15 protein-coding genes and 1 pseudogene are annotated in these 17798 nt (G+C 45.8%); 9 read left to right on the top strand and 7 right to left on the bottom strand.

What is annotated here, in order from left to right; translation table 11 throughout:
* Positions 1-170: 170 nt before the first annotated feature.
* Positions 171-521 carry a 4Fe-4S dicluster domain-containing protein gene (locus tag ACYVD4_RS18725; protein ID WP_460948471.1) on the bottom strand — a complete coding sequence of 117 codons (351 nt, stop codon included), beginning with the start codon at positions 519-521 and terminating at the stop codon, positions 171-173.
* Between the two features lie 133 nt (positions 522-654).
* On the opposite strand from ACYVD4_RS18725, the gene ACYVD4_RS18730 reads away from it, so the two are divergent.
* On the top strand, positions 655-1689 hold the full coding sequence (locus tag ACYVD4_RS18730; protein ID WP_460948473.1) for an acyl-CoA reductase: 1035 nt from the start codon (positions 655-657) through the stop codon (positions 1687-1689).
* 249 nt (positions 1690-1938) lie between these two features.
* Here the strand turns inward: ACYVD4_RS18730 and ACYVD4_RS18735 are convergent.
* From ACYVD4_RS18735 to ACYVD4_RS18750, 4 genes and pseudogenes are all read right to left on the bottom strand, one after another.
* Positions 1939-2055: pseudogene (locus tag ACYVD4_RS18735) on the bottom strand (hypothetical protein); the annotation flags it as partial.
* A gap of 199 nt (positions 2056-2254) precedes the next feature.
* The gene (locus ACYVD4_RS18740) at positions 2255-2449 is read right to left on the bottom strand and encodes a DUF5713 family protein (RefSeq protein ID WP_460948475.1); all 195 of its coding nucleotides are present in this window, start codon (positions 2447-2449) and stop codon (positions 2255-2257) included.
* Between the two features lie 69 nt (positions 2450-2518).
* Complete coding sequence (locus ACYVD4_RS18745) at positions 2519-2860, bottom strand: LytR/AlgR family response regulator transcription factor (protein ID WP_460948476.1); 342 nt, start codon at positions 2858-2860, stop codon at positions 2519-2521.
* Between the two features lie 197 nt (positions 2861-3057).
* The gene (locus tag ACYVD4_RS18750) at positions 3058-4782 is read right to left on the bottom strand and encodes an alpha/beta hydrolase (protein WP_460948477.1); all 1725 of its coding nucleotides are present in this window, start codon (positions 4780-4782) and stop codon (positions 3058-3060) included.
* Positions 4783-5060: 278 nt separating this feature from the next.
* On the opposite strand from ACYVD4_RS18750, the gene ACYVD4_RS18755 reads away from it, so the two are divergent.
* The 7 genes from ACYVD4_RS18755 (at position 5061) to ACYVD4_RS18785 (ending at position 13947) form a co-directional block, all read left to right on the top strand.
* On the top strand, positions 5061-6629 hold the full coding sequence (locus tag ACYVD4_RS18755; RefSeq protein ID WP_460948478.1) for a hybrid sensor histidine kinase/response regulator: 1569 nt from the start codon (positions 5061-5063) through the stop codon (positions 6627-6629).
* Between the two features lie 105 nt (positions 6630-6734).
* A complete protein-coding gene (locus ACYVD4_RS18760) occupies positions 6735-10355 on the top strand; it encodes a response regulator (RefSeq protein ID WP_460948479.1) in 3621 nt (1206 codons plus the stop codon).
* Between the two features lie 190 nt (positions 10356-10545).
* Positions 10546-10911: a response regulator gene (locus ACYVD4_RS18765; RefSeq protein WP_460948480.1), complete on the top strand. Its 366-nt coding sequence runs from the start codon at positions 10546-10548 to the stop codon at positions 10909-10911.
* Positions 10912-10920: 9 nt separating this feature from the next.
* Entirely contained in the window at positions 10921-11730 is an 810-nt protein-coding gene (locus tag ACYVD4_RS18770; RefSeq protein ID WP_460948481.1) for a CheR family methyltransferase, read from the top strand.
* The gene (locus ACYVD4_RS18775) at positions 11712-12305 is read left to right on the top strand and encodes a chemotaxis protein CheB (RefSeq protein ID WP_460948482.1); all 594 of its coding nucleotides are present in this window, start codon (positions 11712-11714) and stop codon (positions 12303-12305) included. Before ACYVD4_RS18770 ends, ACYVD4_RS18775 begins: the two co-directional genes overlap by 19 nt.
* Positions 12306-12357: 52 nt before the next feature.
* On the top strand, positions 12358-12828 hold the full coding sequence (locus ACYVD4_RS18780) for a RidA family protein (protein ID WP_460948483.1): 471 nt from the start codon (positions 12358-12360) through the stop codon (positions 12826-12828).
* A 3-nt stretch (positions 12829-12831) separates the two neighbouring features.
* The gene (locus ACYVD4_RS18785; protein WP_460948484.1) at positions 12832-13947 is read left to right on the top strand and encodes a D-TA family PLP-dependent enzyme; all 1116 of its coding nucleotides are present in this window, start codon (positions 12832-12834) and stop codon (positions 13945-13947) included.
* Between the two features lie 90 nt (positions 13948-14037).
* Here ACYVD4_RS18785 and ACYVD4_RS18790 read toward each other — a convergent pair whose 3' ends face one another.
* Together ACYVD4_RS18790 and ACYVD4_RS18795 are read right to left on the bottom strand one after the other, a co-directional pair.
* Positions 14038-14847: a class I SAM-dependent methyltransferase gene (locus ACYVD4_RS18790; protein ID WP_460948485.1), complete on the bottom strand. Its 810-nt coding sequence runs from the start codon at positions 14845-14847 to the stop codon at positions 14038-14040.
* Between the two features lie 143 nt (positions 14848-14990).
* Entirely contained in the window at positions 14991-16547 is a 1557-nt protein-coding gene (locus ACYVD4_RS18795; protein ID WP_460948486.1) for a S41 family peptidase, read from the bottom strand.
* Positions 16548-16791: 244 nt separating this feature from the next.
* On the opposite strand from ACYVD4_RS18795, the gene kduI reads away from it, so the two are divergent.
* Entirely contained in the window at positions 16792-17637 is an 846-nt protein-coding gene (gene kduI, locus ACYVD4_RS18800) for a 5-dehydro-4-deoxy-D-glucuronate isomerase (RefSeq protein ID WP_460948487.1), read from the top strand.
* The last annotated feature ends 161 nt before the right edge of the window (positions 17638-17798 follow it).

Raw genomic sequence — 17798 nt, forward strand, 5'->3', positions numbered from 1 at the left:
AAAATATTTTGCCAATACATCTTTTCACCAAATATTCTTTCTAAGGCCTTTTTCACATATGTCTTTCAAGGGCTATTTGGGGTAGCTCAAAAAAGTGCAAAAACAATAAGGCCCAACCAGCGAACTGGTTGGGCCTTATCAACTAAATTTCCGTTATGTCGAACTATTGCTTATGCTTCAGCATGTAGCCACGCTTTTTTAGCCAGCAATGTCTCTTCGTCTTCTTCGTGGTCCGGATCTGGTACACAGCAATCGACCGGACAAACAGCCGCACACTGGGGCTCTTCGTGGAATCCCATACACTCTGTGCACTTGTCAGGTACTATGTAATAAAATTCATTCGAGACTGGTAATTGTGGATCTTTACCATCTACAATTGTACCATCGCCAAAATCAACTTCAGTCAGTTCTGTTCCCCCACCCCACGTCCATTCAACACCACCTTCGTAGATAGCTGTATTCGGACACTCGGGTTCGCAGGCACCACAATTGATACACTCGTCAGTTATTACGATTGCCATGAGCAATACTATTTATATGCGCTAAGTATGTAACTTCTTGAATCAGACAACAAATATAACTATTTAAAGGTGGATGGCAAACTAAAATTCAATTACATTAGTTGATGGTGTATTCCATTTGTTTATTTAGTTCATGCTTCAAACAGAACGCCTGCAAACGTTCGTGGCTCTTGGCAACTTCCTTCGTTCGGCCGAAGCCCAACCCGAATTAGAGGAGATTGCTTACCGGGCTCAACACAAAAATAACTGGTTTACGCCTACTAACTCGCTCAATGCGTTACGTGCTATTGCCGATGAGTTTCTAAGTGTCGATAAACTTACTTCGTGGCTTAGTCAATACCGTACCGAGCCAGAAACCCCTCGCGTTGTTGGCGTAGTGATGGCGGGTAATATTCCGGCTGTCGGCTTTCACGATCTACTTTGCATTCTACTGAGCGGTCATAAACTGTTAGCCAAGCTGAGTAGTCAAGATTTTGTACTTATTCATTATTTAATACAAAAATTAAAAGATATCAATCCTGCATTTTCAGAATGGATTGAAGAAGCAGAACGGTTGAATGCAGCCGATGCTTACATTGCTACGGGCAGCAACAATACGTCTCGCTATTTTGAATACTATTTTTCAAAGAAACCGCACATTATTCGCAAGAACCGCACATCGGTTGGCGTATTGATGGGCGAAGAAAGTGAAGAGGAATTTCAGAAACTTGGGCATGATCTCTCCGACTATTACGGGCTGGGCTGTCGGAACGTATCAACAATATTAGTGCCTGATGATTACGATTTCACGCCACTCCTTCGGGTATTAGAACCCAATGCCAATTTGTATCTGAACAATCATAAGTACCAGAACAATTACGATTACAATAAGTCGATTTATCTGATCAACGCTGTTCCGCATCTGGATAATGGCTATTTATTACTGACCGAAAACGACGGGCTTGTATCGCCTATCTCCGTTCTGTATTTCCAGAAATACCGAACGGGGGAGGATTTAACAAATTGGCTATCAACACGTAGCGAACAGATCCAGGTTATAGCATCGGCGCAAAACTGGATTTCGGGCAATACCAACATTCCAACAGTTGCTTTCGGACAAACGCAGCGTCCCGGTCTTAACGACTACGCAGATGGCATTGATACAATGGCCTTTTTGTCGAAGCTTTAATGGTAAAAAATAAGCCAGAATCCCTACTGCTAACGTAGCGGGGTTCTGGCTTATTTTTTTACCAGATCAAAATAATCACTCGGCCTTTTGCCTACTTTATTCTTATACTCAGGATTTCGATCTGCAATATACCAGCCTTTTCGCCAGTGTTACGTTGATCGGACCTGCTGTATTTTTTTCGTGCTGCACTGCGTAATCAATTCGATTAGTACATCCTATTGGGCCTCATTAGTTTCGCCAGCGAACGTATCAGACCGGGGCACATTCGAGTTTTCGTAGATTGTAAATATTAGCAACGAGAATAAGCTCATGCTTACGTAGCAACTGCTTTTCCGATAACTTATTGCTCACAAACTTACCTGAACACTTACACCCTCGCGACTAACTTTGCTAGTCATTTTTGCTGTTTTTGCTACCCAACGACCACGAGGTTGATGGATATGGAAGCCACATCACTGAATAAACGTACTCTCGACCTTGGGTCTGGCTGCAAATTATGCACCGGGAGGTGCAAACTGTCGCAGACAGGGAAGCTACGCGAAGCGGACAACAATACAATCCTATTTTACCAATCTCTTGTTGCAGCTAACTCCTTAATGTCTGCGTCTACAAACCCATAAGTAGCGGCAATAAAGTTAAAATCTGTTGCCATACAATCTCTTGCAACGGTCTCAATTTCACTATTGGCCTCGTAAAAATCTTCTTGCAAATCGTTAAATTTATCTGTCGATGAATGTGTCAAGCGATAGAGTTCTTCCAAGCTCTTAGGCGGCTTCACCTAACAGACAACTCTACCTAAAAACTTAATATATTGTCCTGTCATACGTCATTATGAACGACGAGCCAGATTAGACAGATGTTGTTTAAGTTCACTTGCCCGACGCCGGGCAACAAGTAGCGAGCGCTCACCCGACAGGCGTACCGCCAACATGCCTCCTCTGTGCGGATAATGGCCAACGATATGGCTGGGATTTACTAATGTACCTTTATGAATTCGAATGAACTCTGGCAACTGTTCGGCAAAACGTAGCAGTGTTTTAGCAATCAGAACAGGTGGCTCGTTTTTTAAATACACATACGTATAATTTCCTTCACTCACGAAATACTCGATAGATTCAATAGCGATTCGGCGTTTACGTTTAATGTCAGCTATTTCAATTGTCTCTTTCATCAAGAATAGTACTTTTTATTCATGACGTACAGGCACTAAAGAAGTAATGCCTAAGCTTAGTATATTATTTCTATTACTTCATTACCAAAAAGAAAATTGTTGATTTATAAGGCTGTAGGCATATTAAGTAAATAAATTTTGTACCCATATTACTTTACAGCCTTATAACGCTTTAACCCTACAACTCTATAACTTTTTTAATACCTCCAGCTTTTCAGGTCGGCATTGGTTGGGTGGTTGGCTTCGATACGTTTTATGATTTTTTCGATATACATGGTATTATACCGTAAACGGCTGATGTAATTGGGTTGCGTAGGATCGCCGTTCCAGCAATGCTCGGCACGGTCGCCGTAAGCCACCTCGCTATTGGCCGATGGGCTTTTTACACGCTTCAGAAAATCCTCCATCAAATACACAGCATTGTTGAGGTAATAGTTGTCCATATCCCCGCAGTATAGGTGAATTTTGCCAGTCAGTTTTGGGCCGAGGGTTTTCCAGTCACGTTTCAGAATGTGCATCAGGTCGTAATGTTCACGCCAGTAGGCCGCTACGTTCGTATCGATTTTGCCTGTCAACTTATCCCAGATACGTTTCGGATAACCGTCAGTTCCAACTGGCGAGTAAACCGCTTCCCAGATATCGAACTGATCGCCCGAACGGCTGTTTGTACCAATCACCAATTCCCGATGATTCGATTCTTCGGTCGTGCATTTCACCTGACCAAGATAATTCCGTTGGGCGGGGCGGGGTGTTCGGCGAAATGGTCCTTCGGTGTAATACGCGTTTTTGTCTTTATATAGGTTGAAATTGGTATACGCATCGAACGTAATGGGGTCGGGGCAAGCCGCAAAACAACCGTTAAACTCATCGGGATAAAACGTTTGTACGGCCAATGCTTCCCAACCACCTGTTGAACCACCATACGCAAACCGGGCCCACCCCTGCCCAATTCCCCGAAAACGTTTTTCTATCTCGGGCAGCAATTCATACATGATAGCATCACCATACGGTCCCAGATTTTCGGAATTAACCGCATATGAATCGTCGTAATATGGGTTAGCATGTTGAATTTCAATAATCAGCATTCGCGGAAAATCCTTGCTCGTCCATTTTTTGTAGAAATCGTAGGCTTCCTGCGCCACAATTTTCTTGTAGCCGTAAATATGAAATCGCTCGGCATAATCGGTCGTATCCATATTGGCAGGCGGTGGCGTTTCGCTAAATCCATCGAAATTAGACGGAAAATGGCCGTGATAAATGCAGAGCGGATACTTTGCTTCTGGATGTTCATCGAACCCGGCCGGAATCAGTACGTGTGCGCCCAGATACATCGGTCGTCCCCAGAATTTGGTCAGCCGCTCACTCTGAATCTTAATATGCTTGATAAACTTCGTGTCTTTCGGCTCTTCGATTGGCGGATTTATCTGATCCAGCACAATAGCAATCGGCTGACTACTACCTGTTTTCAGTGTGATTTTCTGGGATTTACTAAATAAATTTCCCGGAGCTATGCGCCAGTTTTGTCCTTCTCCCCGATCCATGGGCAGTTTTACCGTATGCCCATCGCTACGTTTAAAGGTTTCGTATTTGTGCAAAACGGCCTGAACGTAGTAATCGCCCGGCGCCAGTTCTTTCAGGCTCTTTTTAGGGTATCCAAACACACTGGCATCAATCATGGCTGGTTGGCCGGGCTTCAGCCCATTCACATCTATTCCAAAAAGTTGTGCTGTTTCAACCGCATCACTTACCTGCTCACGTGGCTCTGGCTTATTTGTTTTCGCCAGAATGAGCAACACACGACCGTCGAGCGGGTGAGCCGATTGAGTTGCAGAAAATGTAATCGAGAAAACGGGCGAGCCAGTCAATTGAGAATACGCTACGTTAGTAAGTGCTCCCAACAAAAAAAGTAATACGTATTTCATATTGTAGTTCAGGTTGATATTCAGCAGGTAAGATAATAAATGGTTTCATTCATTGCCAATGCGCTACGTAGTAATATACGTTACGTAACAGCAATAGTTCGGAGACGTTAGGTACCGTATAATTCAGTTATTTGGAAGCGCTTCCTCTTGTGCTTTATCTTCACCTTTAATTTCTCTGGAAGACATAGTTTTTTACGAACCTCTCCTTATCGCACTAACTTCTGGCCGATTTTTCGGAAATTTGACATCTCCCTCAACGTTTTAGCCAATACGTATACATGATTTTAATTGTCGATGACAGACCTGAGAATATACTTCCTCTAAAAAAGCTGCTCGAGCTACATCGATTCTCCGTCGATACAGCAGGTTCGGGCGAAGAAGCGCTTAAGAAAGTTCTCAATACGTCCTATTCTGTTATCATTCTCGACGTTCAGATGCCTGATATGGACGGTTTCGAGGTTGCCAATGCAATCGCCGGTTTTGGTAAAGCCAAGTATACGTCCATTATATTTCTGTCGGCGGTCAACACCGAAAAGAAGTTCATCACCAAAGGATACACCTCGGGCGGAGTCGATTACCTGACCAAACCCGTTGATCTCGATATTCTGGTTCTGAAGGTTAAAACGCTTCAAAAATTGTATGAACAGCAGCAAGAGCTTCGGACTACGCAGGATTCGCTACGTAAAGAAATAGAGGTACGGACACAGGCCCAAGAGGCTCTGACACAACAGATGCAGGCATTGCAGGCCGTATTGGCCTCGCTGCCGCAAATGGCCTTTACCGTAACGCCCGACGGCCAGTTGGAATATGCCAATGAACACTGGTTTCAGTACGCTATAAACGCCAGAACATTACCGGAATGCCATCCAGACGATGACATTTGCGACGACTGGAAACAAGCTTTTACGGACGAAGTCGACTTTACACGGGAACTCCGCCTGAAAAACCTAAAAACGGGAGAATACCGTTATCATCTGCTACGAATCGTTCCCATTAAACAACAGGACGTATTGCTTCGCTGGATTGGTACCTTTACCGACATTCATCCGCAAAAACAGGCCGCTGAGTTACTGGAGCAGGAAGTGCGGCTACGAACAACTGAACTCCTGCACAAAAACGCTGAGCTGGAACAGACAAACCATGAGCTTCAGCAGTTTAGCTGGGTAGTTTCGCACGATTTGAAAGAACCACTACGTAAAATTCAGTTGCTCAACGACACCATCAAGGAAAAATACCTCAAACAAAACGAAGACGCTTCTGCCTACCTCGACCGTTCGATTCGGGCGTCGGCGCGTATGGCTTCGCTCATCAATGATTTACTGACCTACTCCCGCCTATCGAATGTTGAGTCGTATCAGGCTACGGATTTGAATGCGCTTATTGCTGAGTTATTACTCGACTTCGATGAAGCCATCAACCGCACTGATGCCACGATACGTATTGATAATCTTCCAGTTATCGACTCCATGCCAGGGCGCATTCGGCAGGTATTTCAGAATCTGATCAGTAACGCTCTCAAATTTATCAAACCGAACGTAGCGCCCAGTATTCACATCGGTGCTGAACGGATCACTACGTTGGCATTCGATGGTGCCCCACTGCCCGAGGGAGCCTACTGCCGAATTGTTGTGCAGGATAATGGGATTGGATTCGATGAGAAGTTTCTGGATCGAATTTTCGTTATTTTCCAACGACTCCACAATCGCACCAGTTATGAAGGAACGGGCATTGGACTAGCCATTGCCAAGAAGAATATCGAAAAGCACCACGGCCTGATTACGGCCCAAAGTCGCGAGGGCGAAGGTGCTCGTTTTACTATTGTTTTACCTATTAAGCAATCGAAATAAGTAAATGAGTAATAAAGTGAAATGGATAATCAACTAACAATCAGCGCAAAAACAGTATCTATTATCCATTTCACTTTATCCATTTAAGAAATTTCGGTCCTGTATATGCCACTATCAGCACAATCGAATTCTGTTATCCGTCAGCTTCAGATTGTTTTTACCTTGTCGACACTGCTGCTACTTATTAGCCTGGCGGCATCGTTTTATAGCATCCAGAAGCTAATCAGTAATTCCCGACTGGTCAATCACACAAATCAGGTACTTCTCGAGTCTGAGAACATCATGTCGCTGGTGAAAGATGCCGAAACGGGACAGCGTGGTTTTCTGGTTACGCTCGACCCGCTTTTTCTGCAACCTTACAATGGAAGCCACGAACGCGTAAACGGAAGCTACAATAAGCTGCTCGAATTAACCACCGACAATCCAACGCAGGAACGCAACCTTACTGAATTGAAGCGGTTGTACGAAGCTAAGTATGATCAGATGGAGCGTGTCATCGACATCGTTTCGCAAAACAGGTCCTTTGTACGGGATACGATCCAACGGCATCGGGAAATGATAAAGGGAAAAGCCATTATGGACGATCTCCGACAGGTTATCAATCGGATGAAAAACGCCGAGCAGACTTTGCTTAAAGATCGGACCGATCAACAGGAAATTTACATCACTTATACACCTTTTCTGCTCATCATTGCGGCCATCGTTTCCATGCTGATCACAGGTTTCACGTATATACGTATCAAAAGTGATATGGACGATCGGTTAGCGCGACAATTGGCCGACGAAGCTCTCTATGTTGAAACCGCCCTACGTATTGCCACGCTGGAGGATATTACCCAACAAATATCGGCTGGCAATTACACCATTCGGAGTGAAGACACCCAAGAAGATGATCTGGGGCGTATTGCGCACGCCCTGAATCAAATGGCTGCTTCGCTCGAAGAAACATTTAATGCACTCAAAAATCGAAACTGGCTACAAACGGGTTCGGTTAAACTGAGCGATGCCATCCGTGGAGAACGGGACATCAGAAAACTAGCGACTCAACTGGTTAATACGTTTGCCGGTTATCTGAAAGCTCCGTTGGGTACATTGTATCTGACCGATAACGAAACCGGCTACCGGCTCGCCAGCAGTTATGCAACCACAAATGCGCCTGAAACCATTCAGATTGGCGATGGGCTGCTTGGGCAGGCAATTGAACAGAAGAAAACGATTGTAATTCAGGATCTTCCTGACAATTATAATCGTATTACGTCATCGCTGGTCGATACGTTGCCCCGAACGGTTATTATGGCTCCGCTTCTGTATGGTAATACGTGTGTAGGTGCTCTCGAATTAGGGCTTTTACGAGCACCAGAACAGCTTGAACTCGACTTTATTGACGCCAATCTGGAAGCTGCCGCAATCAGCATCAATGCCGCACAGGATTATGTAAAGCTTCAAAATTTTCTGGAAGAAACGCAGGCTCAGTCAGAAGAGTTACAGGCACAGCACAACGAACTGGAAAACCTCAACGCCGAACTGGAAATGCAGGCACAACGGCTCCAGACTTCAGAAGAAGAACTTCGGGTACAACAGGAAGAATTGCAGCAAACAAATACTGAACTCGAAGAGCGGGGCTTGTTGCTGGAAGAAAAAAACGACGAAATTCAAAAGAAAGCCGATGAACTGGAACTGGCAACGCGCTATAAATCAGAGTTTTTGGCGAACATGAGTCATGAACTTCGTACACCGCTCAACTCCATCCTACTTCTGAGCCGACTACTTTCGGAGAATACCGACGAAAATCTGACCGACGATCAGATTGAATATGCCAAGGTAATTCAATCGTCGGGCAATGGTTTGTTAGGGCTTATCGATGAAATTCTTGATTTGTCGAAGATCGAAGCAGGTCAGATGAAGCTCGATTATCAACAGGTGGCCCTTCGCGACATTACCGACGAAATTCAGGCTTTGTTTGGCTTGCTGGCTAAAGAAAAGAAGCTCGACCTTGTTGTTTCGATTGATTCAGACGTACCAGCCATCATCGAAACCGACAAAACCCGACTGGGCCAGATTCTGAAAAATCTGATTTCGAACGCACTCAAATTCACCGCTAATGGCAGTGTTACGTTATCGGTCAAGCAAGGGAAGACCAAACGGACTGGCGACCCAATTCTTACGTTTGCCGTAACTGATACGGGCATTGGTATTCCTTCCGAAAAACAACCGATTATCTTCGAAGCGTTTCAGCAGGCGGATGGCTCTACCAAACGAAAATATGGCGGTACGGGGCTCGGCTTATCAATCAGCCGCGAACTGGCAAAATTGCTCGGTGGCGAAATCACGCTGGTCAGTCAGGTAAATCAGGGCAGTACGTTTACGGTGCGAGTGCCACTTTCGCCCAACCACGTAGTGACCGAGCCAGAACAGAATCCAGTTCCTAAACCGGTAGCTATATTGCCAATAGAGGCTCCAGCCGAAGTAAAAGAATTGGACAAATACATCAGCCCAAGCATTCCCGAAGCCATACCCGACGACCGGAAGGATATACAGCCCGGCGATAAAACGATACTGATTGTTGAAGACGATACCAACTTCGCCAAATCGCTGCTCGAATATACTCGAAAAAAAGGCTATAAAGGCGTAGTAGCCGTTAGGGGTGATGAAGGCTTACGACTGGCGGCAGCACTAAAACCGATCGGTATTCTGCTCGATATTCAACTGCCCGTAATGAGCGGTTGGGAGGTAATGGATGCCTTGAAAGCCGACCCGAAAACCCGCCCTATTCCGGTACACATCATGTCGTCGCATAGGCTCAAGAACGAGAGTCTACTGAAAGGAGCCATCAATTTCGTGGATAAACCCGTGGCCTTCGAGCAAATGCAGGAAGTGTTTAAACGGCTTGAATACGTACTGAATCGCGATCCAAAGAAAGTCCTGATCATTGAAGACAACCCCAAACATGCTAAAGCGCTGGCTTACTATCTGGAGTCGTTCAACATTACGTCGGAACTGAAAAGCAACGTAACGGAAGGCATCACCGCCCTCCATCGGAAAGAAGTCGATTGTGTGATTCTGGATATGGGTATTCCTGATCATCACGCTTATGACACGCTCGAAGCAATCAAGAAAAATCCGGGCCTGGAAGAGCTTCCGATTATCATTTTCACGGGCAAGAGCCTGTCGATGGCCGAAGAACTGCGTATAAAGAAATACGCCGATTCCATCATCATCAAAACCGCTCACTCCTACCAGCGTATGCTCGATGAAGTGTCGTTGTTTCTGCACTTGGTTGAGGAAAACAAACAGAGCAGCAACGCAGCTAAAGCATCCCGAAAATTAGGAGGTCTAAATCAGGTGCTGAATAACAAAACAGTGTTGGTAGCCGATGATGATGTGCGGAATATTTTCTCACTCTCGAAGGCACTGGAGCAATACAATATGACGGTTGTTGCGGCCCTGAATGGTCAGGAAGCACTTCAAAAGCTAGGCGAACACCCCGGCGTCGATATTGTGCTGCTGGATATGATGATGCCGCAGATGGATGGTTACGAAACCGCCCGCAAAATTCGGGAACATTATCAGTGGAAAAATCTGCCCGTTATTGCCGTTACGGCCAAGGCCATGACTGGCGACCGTGAGAAATGTATTCAGGCCGGAGCGTCTGATTACATCACCAAACCCGTTGACATCGACCAGCTTATATCGCTGTTACGTGTCTGGCTGTATGAGCGTAACTAAACGTATTGTGATTACCACCCCCAACCCCCTCCTGTTTTAGGAGGGGACACACCGAGACTCATTTGCTCCCTTATTCTAAACTTGAATAAACGACCAGTGTTGGTCTGAGAGAAAGCCCCTTCCTGTTTCAGGATGGGCTGGCCGACGCTCGGTTGGGGATGGTAACTAAACTAGAAAATTCATTTCCCCTATGTCGAAAAAGCGAATCCTGATTATTGACGACGATTCCCGCAATATTTTTGCCCTGACTGCTACGTTACGTGCCAAAGGGTTCGATTGCGTTTCATGTCAGCGCGCACAGGATGCCCTGACGTTATTAGTTTCAGATACAGCTATCGACGCCATTCTGATTGATATGATGATGCCCGAAATGGACGGTTACGAGGCCATTCCACGTATCAAAAACCTTCCAAATCACGCGGATACCCCTATTTTTTCGGTAACGGCTCAGGCCATGGTGGGCGACCGCGAGAAATGTCTTCGAGCTGGGGCAACCGAATATATTTCGAAACCGATTGATGTTGATAGGCTTCTGTCTCTTCTATCAACGATTTAAGCGGATTTTATGATTGAAGAATACGAAATCGACCTGCTCCTTAGCGACCTTATTGAGGTGCATGGCTATGATTTTACCCACTACGCCCGTGCGTCGCTGAAGCGTCGGATCAACCGGATTATGTCGCTGGATAAATTTCCCAGTTTTGCCGAATTAAGGTATCGTGTAAAATCTGATTCAGACTACGTAAAACGATTTATTGAAGAGCTGACGGTAAACGTAACGGAAATGTTTCGCGACCCGCTCTTCTACAAAACCCTGCGCGAGGACGTATTACCAACACTGGCGGCAAAGCCATTTATTCGAATCTGGCATGCGGGCTGTTCAACGGGTGAAGAAGTATTTTCAATGGCCATTCTGCTCAAGGAAATTAACCTGTTTCATAAATCGATACTCTATGCTACCGACCTGAATCCTGAAGTGCTCGAAAAAGCCCGTAAAGGAATTTTCAACATGGCACCGATGAAGCAGTATTCCGAAAATTATATTCAGGCTGGCGGCAAAAACGATTTTTCGTCCTACTATACGGCGCAATACGGTTTTGTGAAATTTAACGAAGATCTGGTCGAGAAAATGGTGTTTTCAACCCATAATCTGGTCTCGGACCGCTCCTTCAACGAGTTCGATCTGATTCTTTGCCGGAACGTACTGATTTACTTTGACAAAGCGTTACAGGAACGCGTATTAAATTTATTCGACGACAGCCTGGCAACACTCGGCTATCTGGCGCTGGGATCGAAAGAAACCCTTAAATTCTCTACATTACAATCCCGATTTAAACAGATAGCCCGCGAAAAAATATGGCGCAAAATCGGATAACGGCCGCTTGTGAGGTTTTGCTGATCGGGGGCTCAACGGGTAGTATTGAAGTCTTGTTACAGCTTTTACCAGCCCTGAAAGCTCCACTACGTATTGCCCTGATTCTTGTGCTCCACCGGAAAAATACCGCTGACTCAACACTGGTTAACCTACTCTCGCTGAAAACAACCATTCCGATTCAGGAGGTCGATGATAAAGATCCGATTGTGCCCGGCACCATTTATCTGGTACCAGCCGATTACCATGTATTGATTGAGCGTGATAATACGTTTTCGCTCGATGATTCGGAAAAAGTGAACTACAGCCGCCCATCTATCGACGTAACGTTTGAATCAGCCGCCGATGTATACGGGCCGGCAACCGTTGGCATTCTGTTATCAGGAGCAAACACCGATGGAACGGCTGGCCTGAAGGCAATAAAAAAAGCAAGTGGAATCACAGTTGTTCAGAAACCCGAAACCGCTCAGGTTGCCTATATGCCTCAGCAAGCCATTGAAGGTGCACCAATCGACTGGGTGCTCGATGTGCAGGAAATGCAGGCGTTTGTGAACGCAATCCATGATTTACCCAATTAAAAGTCGTAAATCGCAACCTATAAAAGGGCCGCCCAAACAGTAATTATTTCGTATGTCTATTGTTTCACCTGAATTAGCATTTGCCCAACTGGGCCTTTCTCTGCCACCCGCCCCTAAGCCGCTGGGTGTTTATAAACCTTACCTCATCGACGGAAAATATCTCTACGTTTCGGGTCACGGACCAGTGCAGGACGATAAAAGCCTGATCATTGGCAGAATTGGTGCCGATATAGACATCGAACAGGGGAAACTGGCTGCTCGTCAGGTGGGTTTAACTATTCTATCAACGATTAAAACCAATCTGGGTAGCCTCGACCGGGTCAAGCGCGTCATTAAAGTACTTGGCATGGTTAACTGCACAGCCGATTTTGAACGCCATCCTTACGTCATCAACGGATGCAGTGAGTTGTTTGCCAGCATCTGGGGCGAAGAAAACGGCATCGGCGTTCGATCTGCTGTAGGTATGGGTTCATTGCCCGATAATATTCCGGTTGAAGTAGAAGCGTTATTTGAACTGGCTTAAGGTATGGAACAGTTGTCGTGGTACACCATTCAATCCATTACGCAGCTCGATACGCCCGCTCTGGTGGTTTACCCCGATCGGGTCAAGGCGAATATTGCTGCGTTGGTCAAAAGTGTTGGTGATGTCAATCGGCTGCGTCCGCACGTTAAAACCAACAAATCGCGGGAAGCCTGTCAACTGCTTTTAGACGCCGGAATACGTAAGTTTAAGTGCGCCACCATTGCCGAAGCCGAAATGCTGGCTATGATTGACGCGCCCGACGTATTGCTGGCCTATCAGCCCAACGGAGCCAAAATGCACCGGTTGCTGGAGCTTATTCGTACGTATCCAGCAACCCAGTTTTCCTGTCTGGTCGACAACGTAGCAACGGCACAGCAACTTTCTGAATTGGCTGTAACGGCTAACGTAGTGGTTCCGGTATACATTGATCTCAACGTAGGCATGAACCGCACAGGCATCACTCCGGGCGAAAAGGTTTTATCGCTCTACACCGAACTTGATCAATTACCCGGTGTCCGCCCGGTGGGGCTACATGCTTATGACGGCCACATCCGTAACCCCGATTTTGCACTTCGCACTAAAGAGTGTGATGCGGCTTTCTGGCCTGTTCAGCTACTGAGTGACACTCTTTCGGCTCGCGGCTATAGCAAGCCAACGCTGGTGATGGGTGGCACGCCTACGTTTCCTATTCATGCCAAACGGCAGGGCGTCGAATGTAGTCCCGGTACGTTCATTTATTGGGACAAAGGTTACCAGACGATTCTCTCCGAACAACCATTTGAACCTGCGGCACTGGTCGTTACGCGAGTCATTTCTCTGCCAACACCTACCCGCATCTGCGTTGATTTAGGCCATAAATCAGTAGCGGCCGAAGGCGAGTTAAGTGATCGTGCTACGTTCCTGAATGCGCCGAATCTGAAAGCCATTGGCCAGAGCGAAGAACACCTGGTACTGGAAGCGGGGGAAGGACATACGTATCAGATTGGCGACGTATTGTATGGCTTACCGAATCATATTTGCCCCACGGTTGCCCTCTTCGAACGTGCCTATACGATTGATAAAGGGAACGTAACAGGCGAATGGCTCACCGTATCCCGCGATCGCGTTATTTCGGTATAAACAACCAATTACACAACGATTTGAATAACGTAGTGACCAAGGCAATGCTACGTTATTCAAATCTTTTTTATGGCTTTCCTTCACAATCCGTCAATTGGCCTGCTGCCCTTCTACGGCCAGCAAATAGACCGTCATAGATTCGCCAGAATTAGCAATCCATTGGTCATAATCTGCGATGGCCTGTATTCGCTGGCTTTCTGTTACGTAGCCATCTTTTACTAACTGAGGGCCACGTAATTCAGCCACTTCGCTCCATAATCGACTGCTTGTGGCAAACGTAGCGTCGTGACGTAGCGAAATCTCATGCTGTGTTTCTACACGAACATTCTCTAAACCAAGCTGTTGCATGAGGTCGCTCAACTGATCGGCAATGGCATTATCGAAACCGGCATCTTTCCGCCATTGAAGAAATGCGTTGTAAAAAAGGTGCATCGATACAGGTGGTTCGGGAGTCCAGCTAATTTTCTCATGATTATAATCCAGAATCGACAACCAGCCACCCGGCTTCAGCAAACGCTTCATGTTCAGAATAGCTTTTTGGGGTTCTCGCAACCACTGAAGCGTTCTGGCACACGTAATCAGGTCAAACCGTTCTAAGGTATCGAAGGTGTATACATCACCCTGTTCAAACGACAGTCCCAACGTAGCACCTGTGTTCTGGCGTGCCTGTTCAATTAATCCCGCGTTTGGGTCAATACCTAGCACACGTCCAGTTGGGCCAACGATTTCGGAGATATTGCGAGTGATCGCTCCTGAACCGCAGCCCATATCCAGTACCGACAAACCCGGCTGTAGATATTTCAGTAAATTTTGATTTGCATTCGCCACCGTCCGACGTTCCAGAACAGGGTTATGGGCAGCAGGCATGGTAGCCCGTTGCGCTAACGTTTGATTTTCCATCAGAAGAAATCTATTTCACTTTTTACTTTCCAGGCAGCAATATGTATATCGCCTTTAGGCGTTGGACTAACTGCCAGACCACGCGGCCTGTTAACTATCACTGGAAGTTATCCTACTCGGATTAAGACTATTCTCCTGAAAAATTACTTATAGGGTTGACTGGTCAAATAGTTGTATGTCAACGAGCAATGTTCAACAACGCGACCCGTGTTATCTACCACAACTAAAACGGTTTCTCCACGCCAACCGCCCTGGCTTAAATGAAGGCGAACGTAGTGCTTGTTGTCAATGGCAATATGATGAGCAACTGTTAATCGTCGAGCATTACGCTTAACAAATGGCCACTTCATTTTTAACCGAATCGGTGTCCGTAGTTTTACATAGAAACGATTCGCTACATTTTGCTGATAGAACTGTGAATCCGCCTTTTGCTCGGCTTTGATTCGTTTTTCTACACCATTAGTCCAATAAGCCGATTTTAGCGAATAGCACTTGGTAGCGAATGGAGCCAATAAGGTTGCATCTTCTTCTACTAAGCCATTGGAATAAACTGTTATATCGCCGTAAGTCTTATTCGTCAGTAAACTATCGGCATAGAAATCTAAGGCAACCTGTTCGTAGCAAATAGTTTGTTTGGCAAGTTCCAATTGATTCAAATTCAGAAAATCGATTGCCTGTTCTAAAACAGGGTCACGTCCCTCCAACATATCGTTTTGATAATGCAAGGCTCCCACATCAACAGGAACACCCTTTCCTTCATAACTGATACGTTTACTGTTAACTGTCTGCCCATCAGATAATGAAACTTCCCAACCATTAGGTAACCTCTTGCCTAACATTGGCGAGAAAATGCCGTTTGAATTTTCTCCTATTAGTCTCACATACGGAAACTCTTTCAAATACATAGCACAATGATCAGCGGCACTTATAGTGGCTCCACTGGTCAGGAGAATGGTCGGTTTTATAAGTTGCTTCGGGCCTTGGGGCGACAACTGATAGGCTCCCCAGGGCGTGTACTCAAATTTTAGTTTACTGATGCGAGTACGTCCATACCCAACCAGTCTTTTAACCTGAGTAAGTCGCCCGACCAAAGCACCTAAAAAGTCCGGCGAACCGCCACCGTTAATTCTAACGTCAATTATCAACCCCTTTACGTCAGCGAATTCAACAACCATTTCATCCAACTGTTTTTCAAAATCCGCTAAAGGCATTCCTCCAAAGCCATTTAGCTGAAGGTAGCCGAGATCTTTTGACCGACAGTAACCGCCAATCTGGTAAGGCTCACTTCTAAACTTAACCAGCGGACTGAACGCCTGTGATTGTAACACATCAAGAGTGACTTGATGAAATTTACATTGTAATTCTTTAGTAGGAAATTCCTGATAAAATCGGGAATATTTAGCACTCGCGGGCAAATCGCCAGTTGGTGAAATGACAACGTGTCCATCTTTAAGCGGAGCCACCATTTCGTTGAAAATGGCTAGTAGCTGTTCATTTGTGGTATGTGAATTGACTTTGGGCCTAAACTGTTCGTACTGCTTTTTCCAGTCTACCCCTCTGGTTTCAAAATGGGCATAATGCCTATTGAACAATCGCCAAAACTCCTCAAAGTTTCGTTCAGGATCATCGTTTAGCATTGGGTTTGCCGACACAACACTTTGGCAAAATAGTAAGAAGAATAAGTGTATATATTTTTTCATGTTGAGTTGGCTTCGTCAATTTGGGTTTGCAACCTAACAATGAAACCCTTCATGCAAGATCAATCAAACAAGTCACTACGTTCATGAATCTACCTGCGGAACAAATAGCGTCGATTCATGCTTAATTTTCCAAAGAGATTTCAGTTCAAATTAAAAATTGAGCGTAACCTCATACTACAGGAGACTTGTATGGGTACAATCGTGCATTATTGCGCTTTCATTGAATAACACTTTAGTAAACCTCATGAGCCAACCCGAATTTTCGAGTCGATTTACCAGTTCACCCGCCGAAGTAAAAGCCATGGATACGGCCCAGTTACGTCAGAATTTCCTCATCGAAAATCTGTTCGTCGCCGACCAATGCTCCTGGGTTCTTTCGTTTTATGACCGCTACCTAACAGGTGGCGCTATGCCCGTAAAAGGTTCTATTACGTTAGAAACACCCGAAAATCTGAAAGCCGCTTATTTTCTGGAACGGCGCGAACTCGGTATTATCAACGTGGGCGGTACGGGTACGGTTGTAGCCGATGGCGAAACGTATTCGCTGGCGCGGAAAGAAGCACTTTACATCGGTCAGGGTACGAAGCAGGTGGAATTCCGGTCCGATGATGCAGCAAATCCGGCCAAGTTTTACCTCAATTCGGCACCAGCTCACACTACGTATCCAAACCGTAAAGTTTCGCGCGAAGATGCCGACGTAGTAGAATTGGGAAGTATGGAAACGGCTAACCACCGCACTATCAACAAATTACTGGTCAACAGCGTATTGCCAACCTGCCAGCTTCAGATGGGCATGACCGAACTGAAAACCGGGAGCGTCTGGAACACTATGCCTGCGCACACACACGACCGTCGGATGGAAGTTTATTTTTATTTCGACATTCCCGAAGGGCAAAGTGTCTGTCATTTTATGGGCCAGCCGCAGGAAACCCGCCATATCTGGATTCAGAACGAACAGGCCGTTATCTCGCCCAACTGGTCGATTCACTCGGGAGCCGGTACGTCGAACTATACGTTTATCTGGGGTATGGCAGGCGAAAATCTCGATTATGGCGATATGGACGTTTGCCCGATAACCGAATTACGCTAACTGCTTCGTTATAGGAAAGTACAGGATGGCTATTGCCTACACGACCTGTATTTTTGATACTGTTTCGTGCGATTACAACAAAACCATGACACCGAACGTAGTGTTGCTCTTTTTTGAAACCGTTTTGAACTAGAGTACTGACAAGCGATGCGTGGATACTG

This window comes from Spirosoma daeguense (assembly GCF_054776875.1).

Coding starts and splice junctions, on each gene's coding strand:
- ACYVD4_RS18725 (WP_460948471.1), bottom strand. CDS start 521: ATGGCAATCGTAATAACTGACGAGTGTATCAATTGTGGTGCCTGCGAA.
- ACYVD4_RS18730 (WP_460948473.1), top strand. CDS start 655: ATGCTTCAAACAGAACGCCTGCAAACGTTCGTGGCTCTTGGCAACTTC.
- ACYVD4_RS18745 (WP_460948476.1), bottom strand. CDS start 2,860: ATGAAAGAGACAATTGAAATAGCTGACATTAAACGTAAACGCCGAATC.
- ACYVD4_RS18750 (WP_460948477.1), bottom strand. CDS start 4,782: ATGAAATACGTATTACTTTTTTTGTTGGGAGCACTTACTAACGTAGCG.
- ACYVD4_RS18755 (WP_460948478.1), top strand. CDS start 5,061: ATGATTTTAATTGTCGATGACAGACCTGAGAATATACTTCCTCTAAAA.
- ACYVD4_RS18760 (WP_460948479.1), top strand. CDS start 6,735: ATGCCACTATCAGCACAATCGAATTCTGTTATCCGTCAGCTTCAGATT.
- ACYVD4_RS18765 (WP_460948480.1), top strand. CDS start 10,546: ATGTCGAAAAAGCGAATCCTGATTATTGACGACGATTCCCGCAATATT.
- ACYVD4_RS18770 (WP_460948481.1), top strand. CDS start 10,921: ATGATTGAAGAATACGAAATCGACCTGCTCCTTAGCGACCTTATTGAG.
- ACYVD4_RS18775 (WP_460948482.1), top strand. CDS start 11,712: ATGGCGCAAAATCGGATAACGGCCGCTTGTGAGGTTTTGCTGATCGGG.
- ACYVD4_RS18780 (WP_460948483.1), top strand. CDS start 12,358: ATGTCTATTGTTTCACCTGAATTAGCATTTGCCCAACTGGGCCTTTCT.
- ACYVD4_RS18785 (WP_460948484.1), top strand. CDS start 12,832: ATGGAACAGTTGTCGTGGTACACCATTCAATCCATTACGCAGCTCGAT.
- ACYVD4_RS18790 (WP_460948485.1), bottom strand. CDS start 14,847: ATGGAAAATCAAACGTTAGCGCAACGGGCTACCATGCCTGCTGCCCAT.
- ACYVD4_RS18795 (WP_460948486.1), bottom strand. CDS start 16,547: ATGAAAAAATATATACACTTATTCTTCTTACTATTTTGCCAAAGTGTT.
- kduI (WP_460948487.1), top strand. CDS start 16,792: ATGAGCCAACCCGAATTTTCGAGTCGATTTACCAGTTCACCCGCCGAA.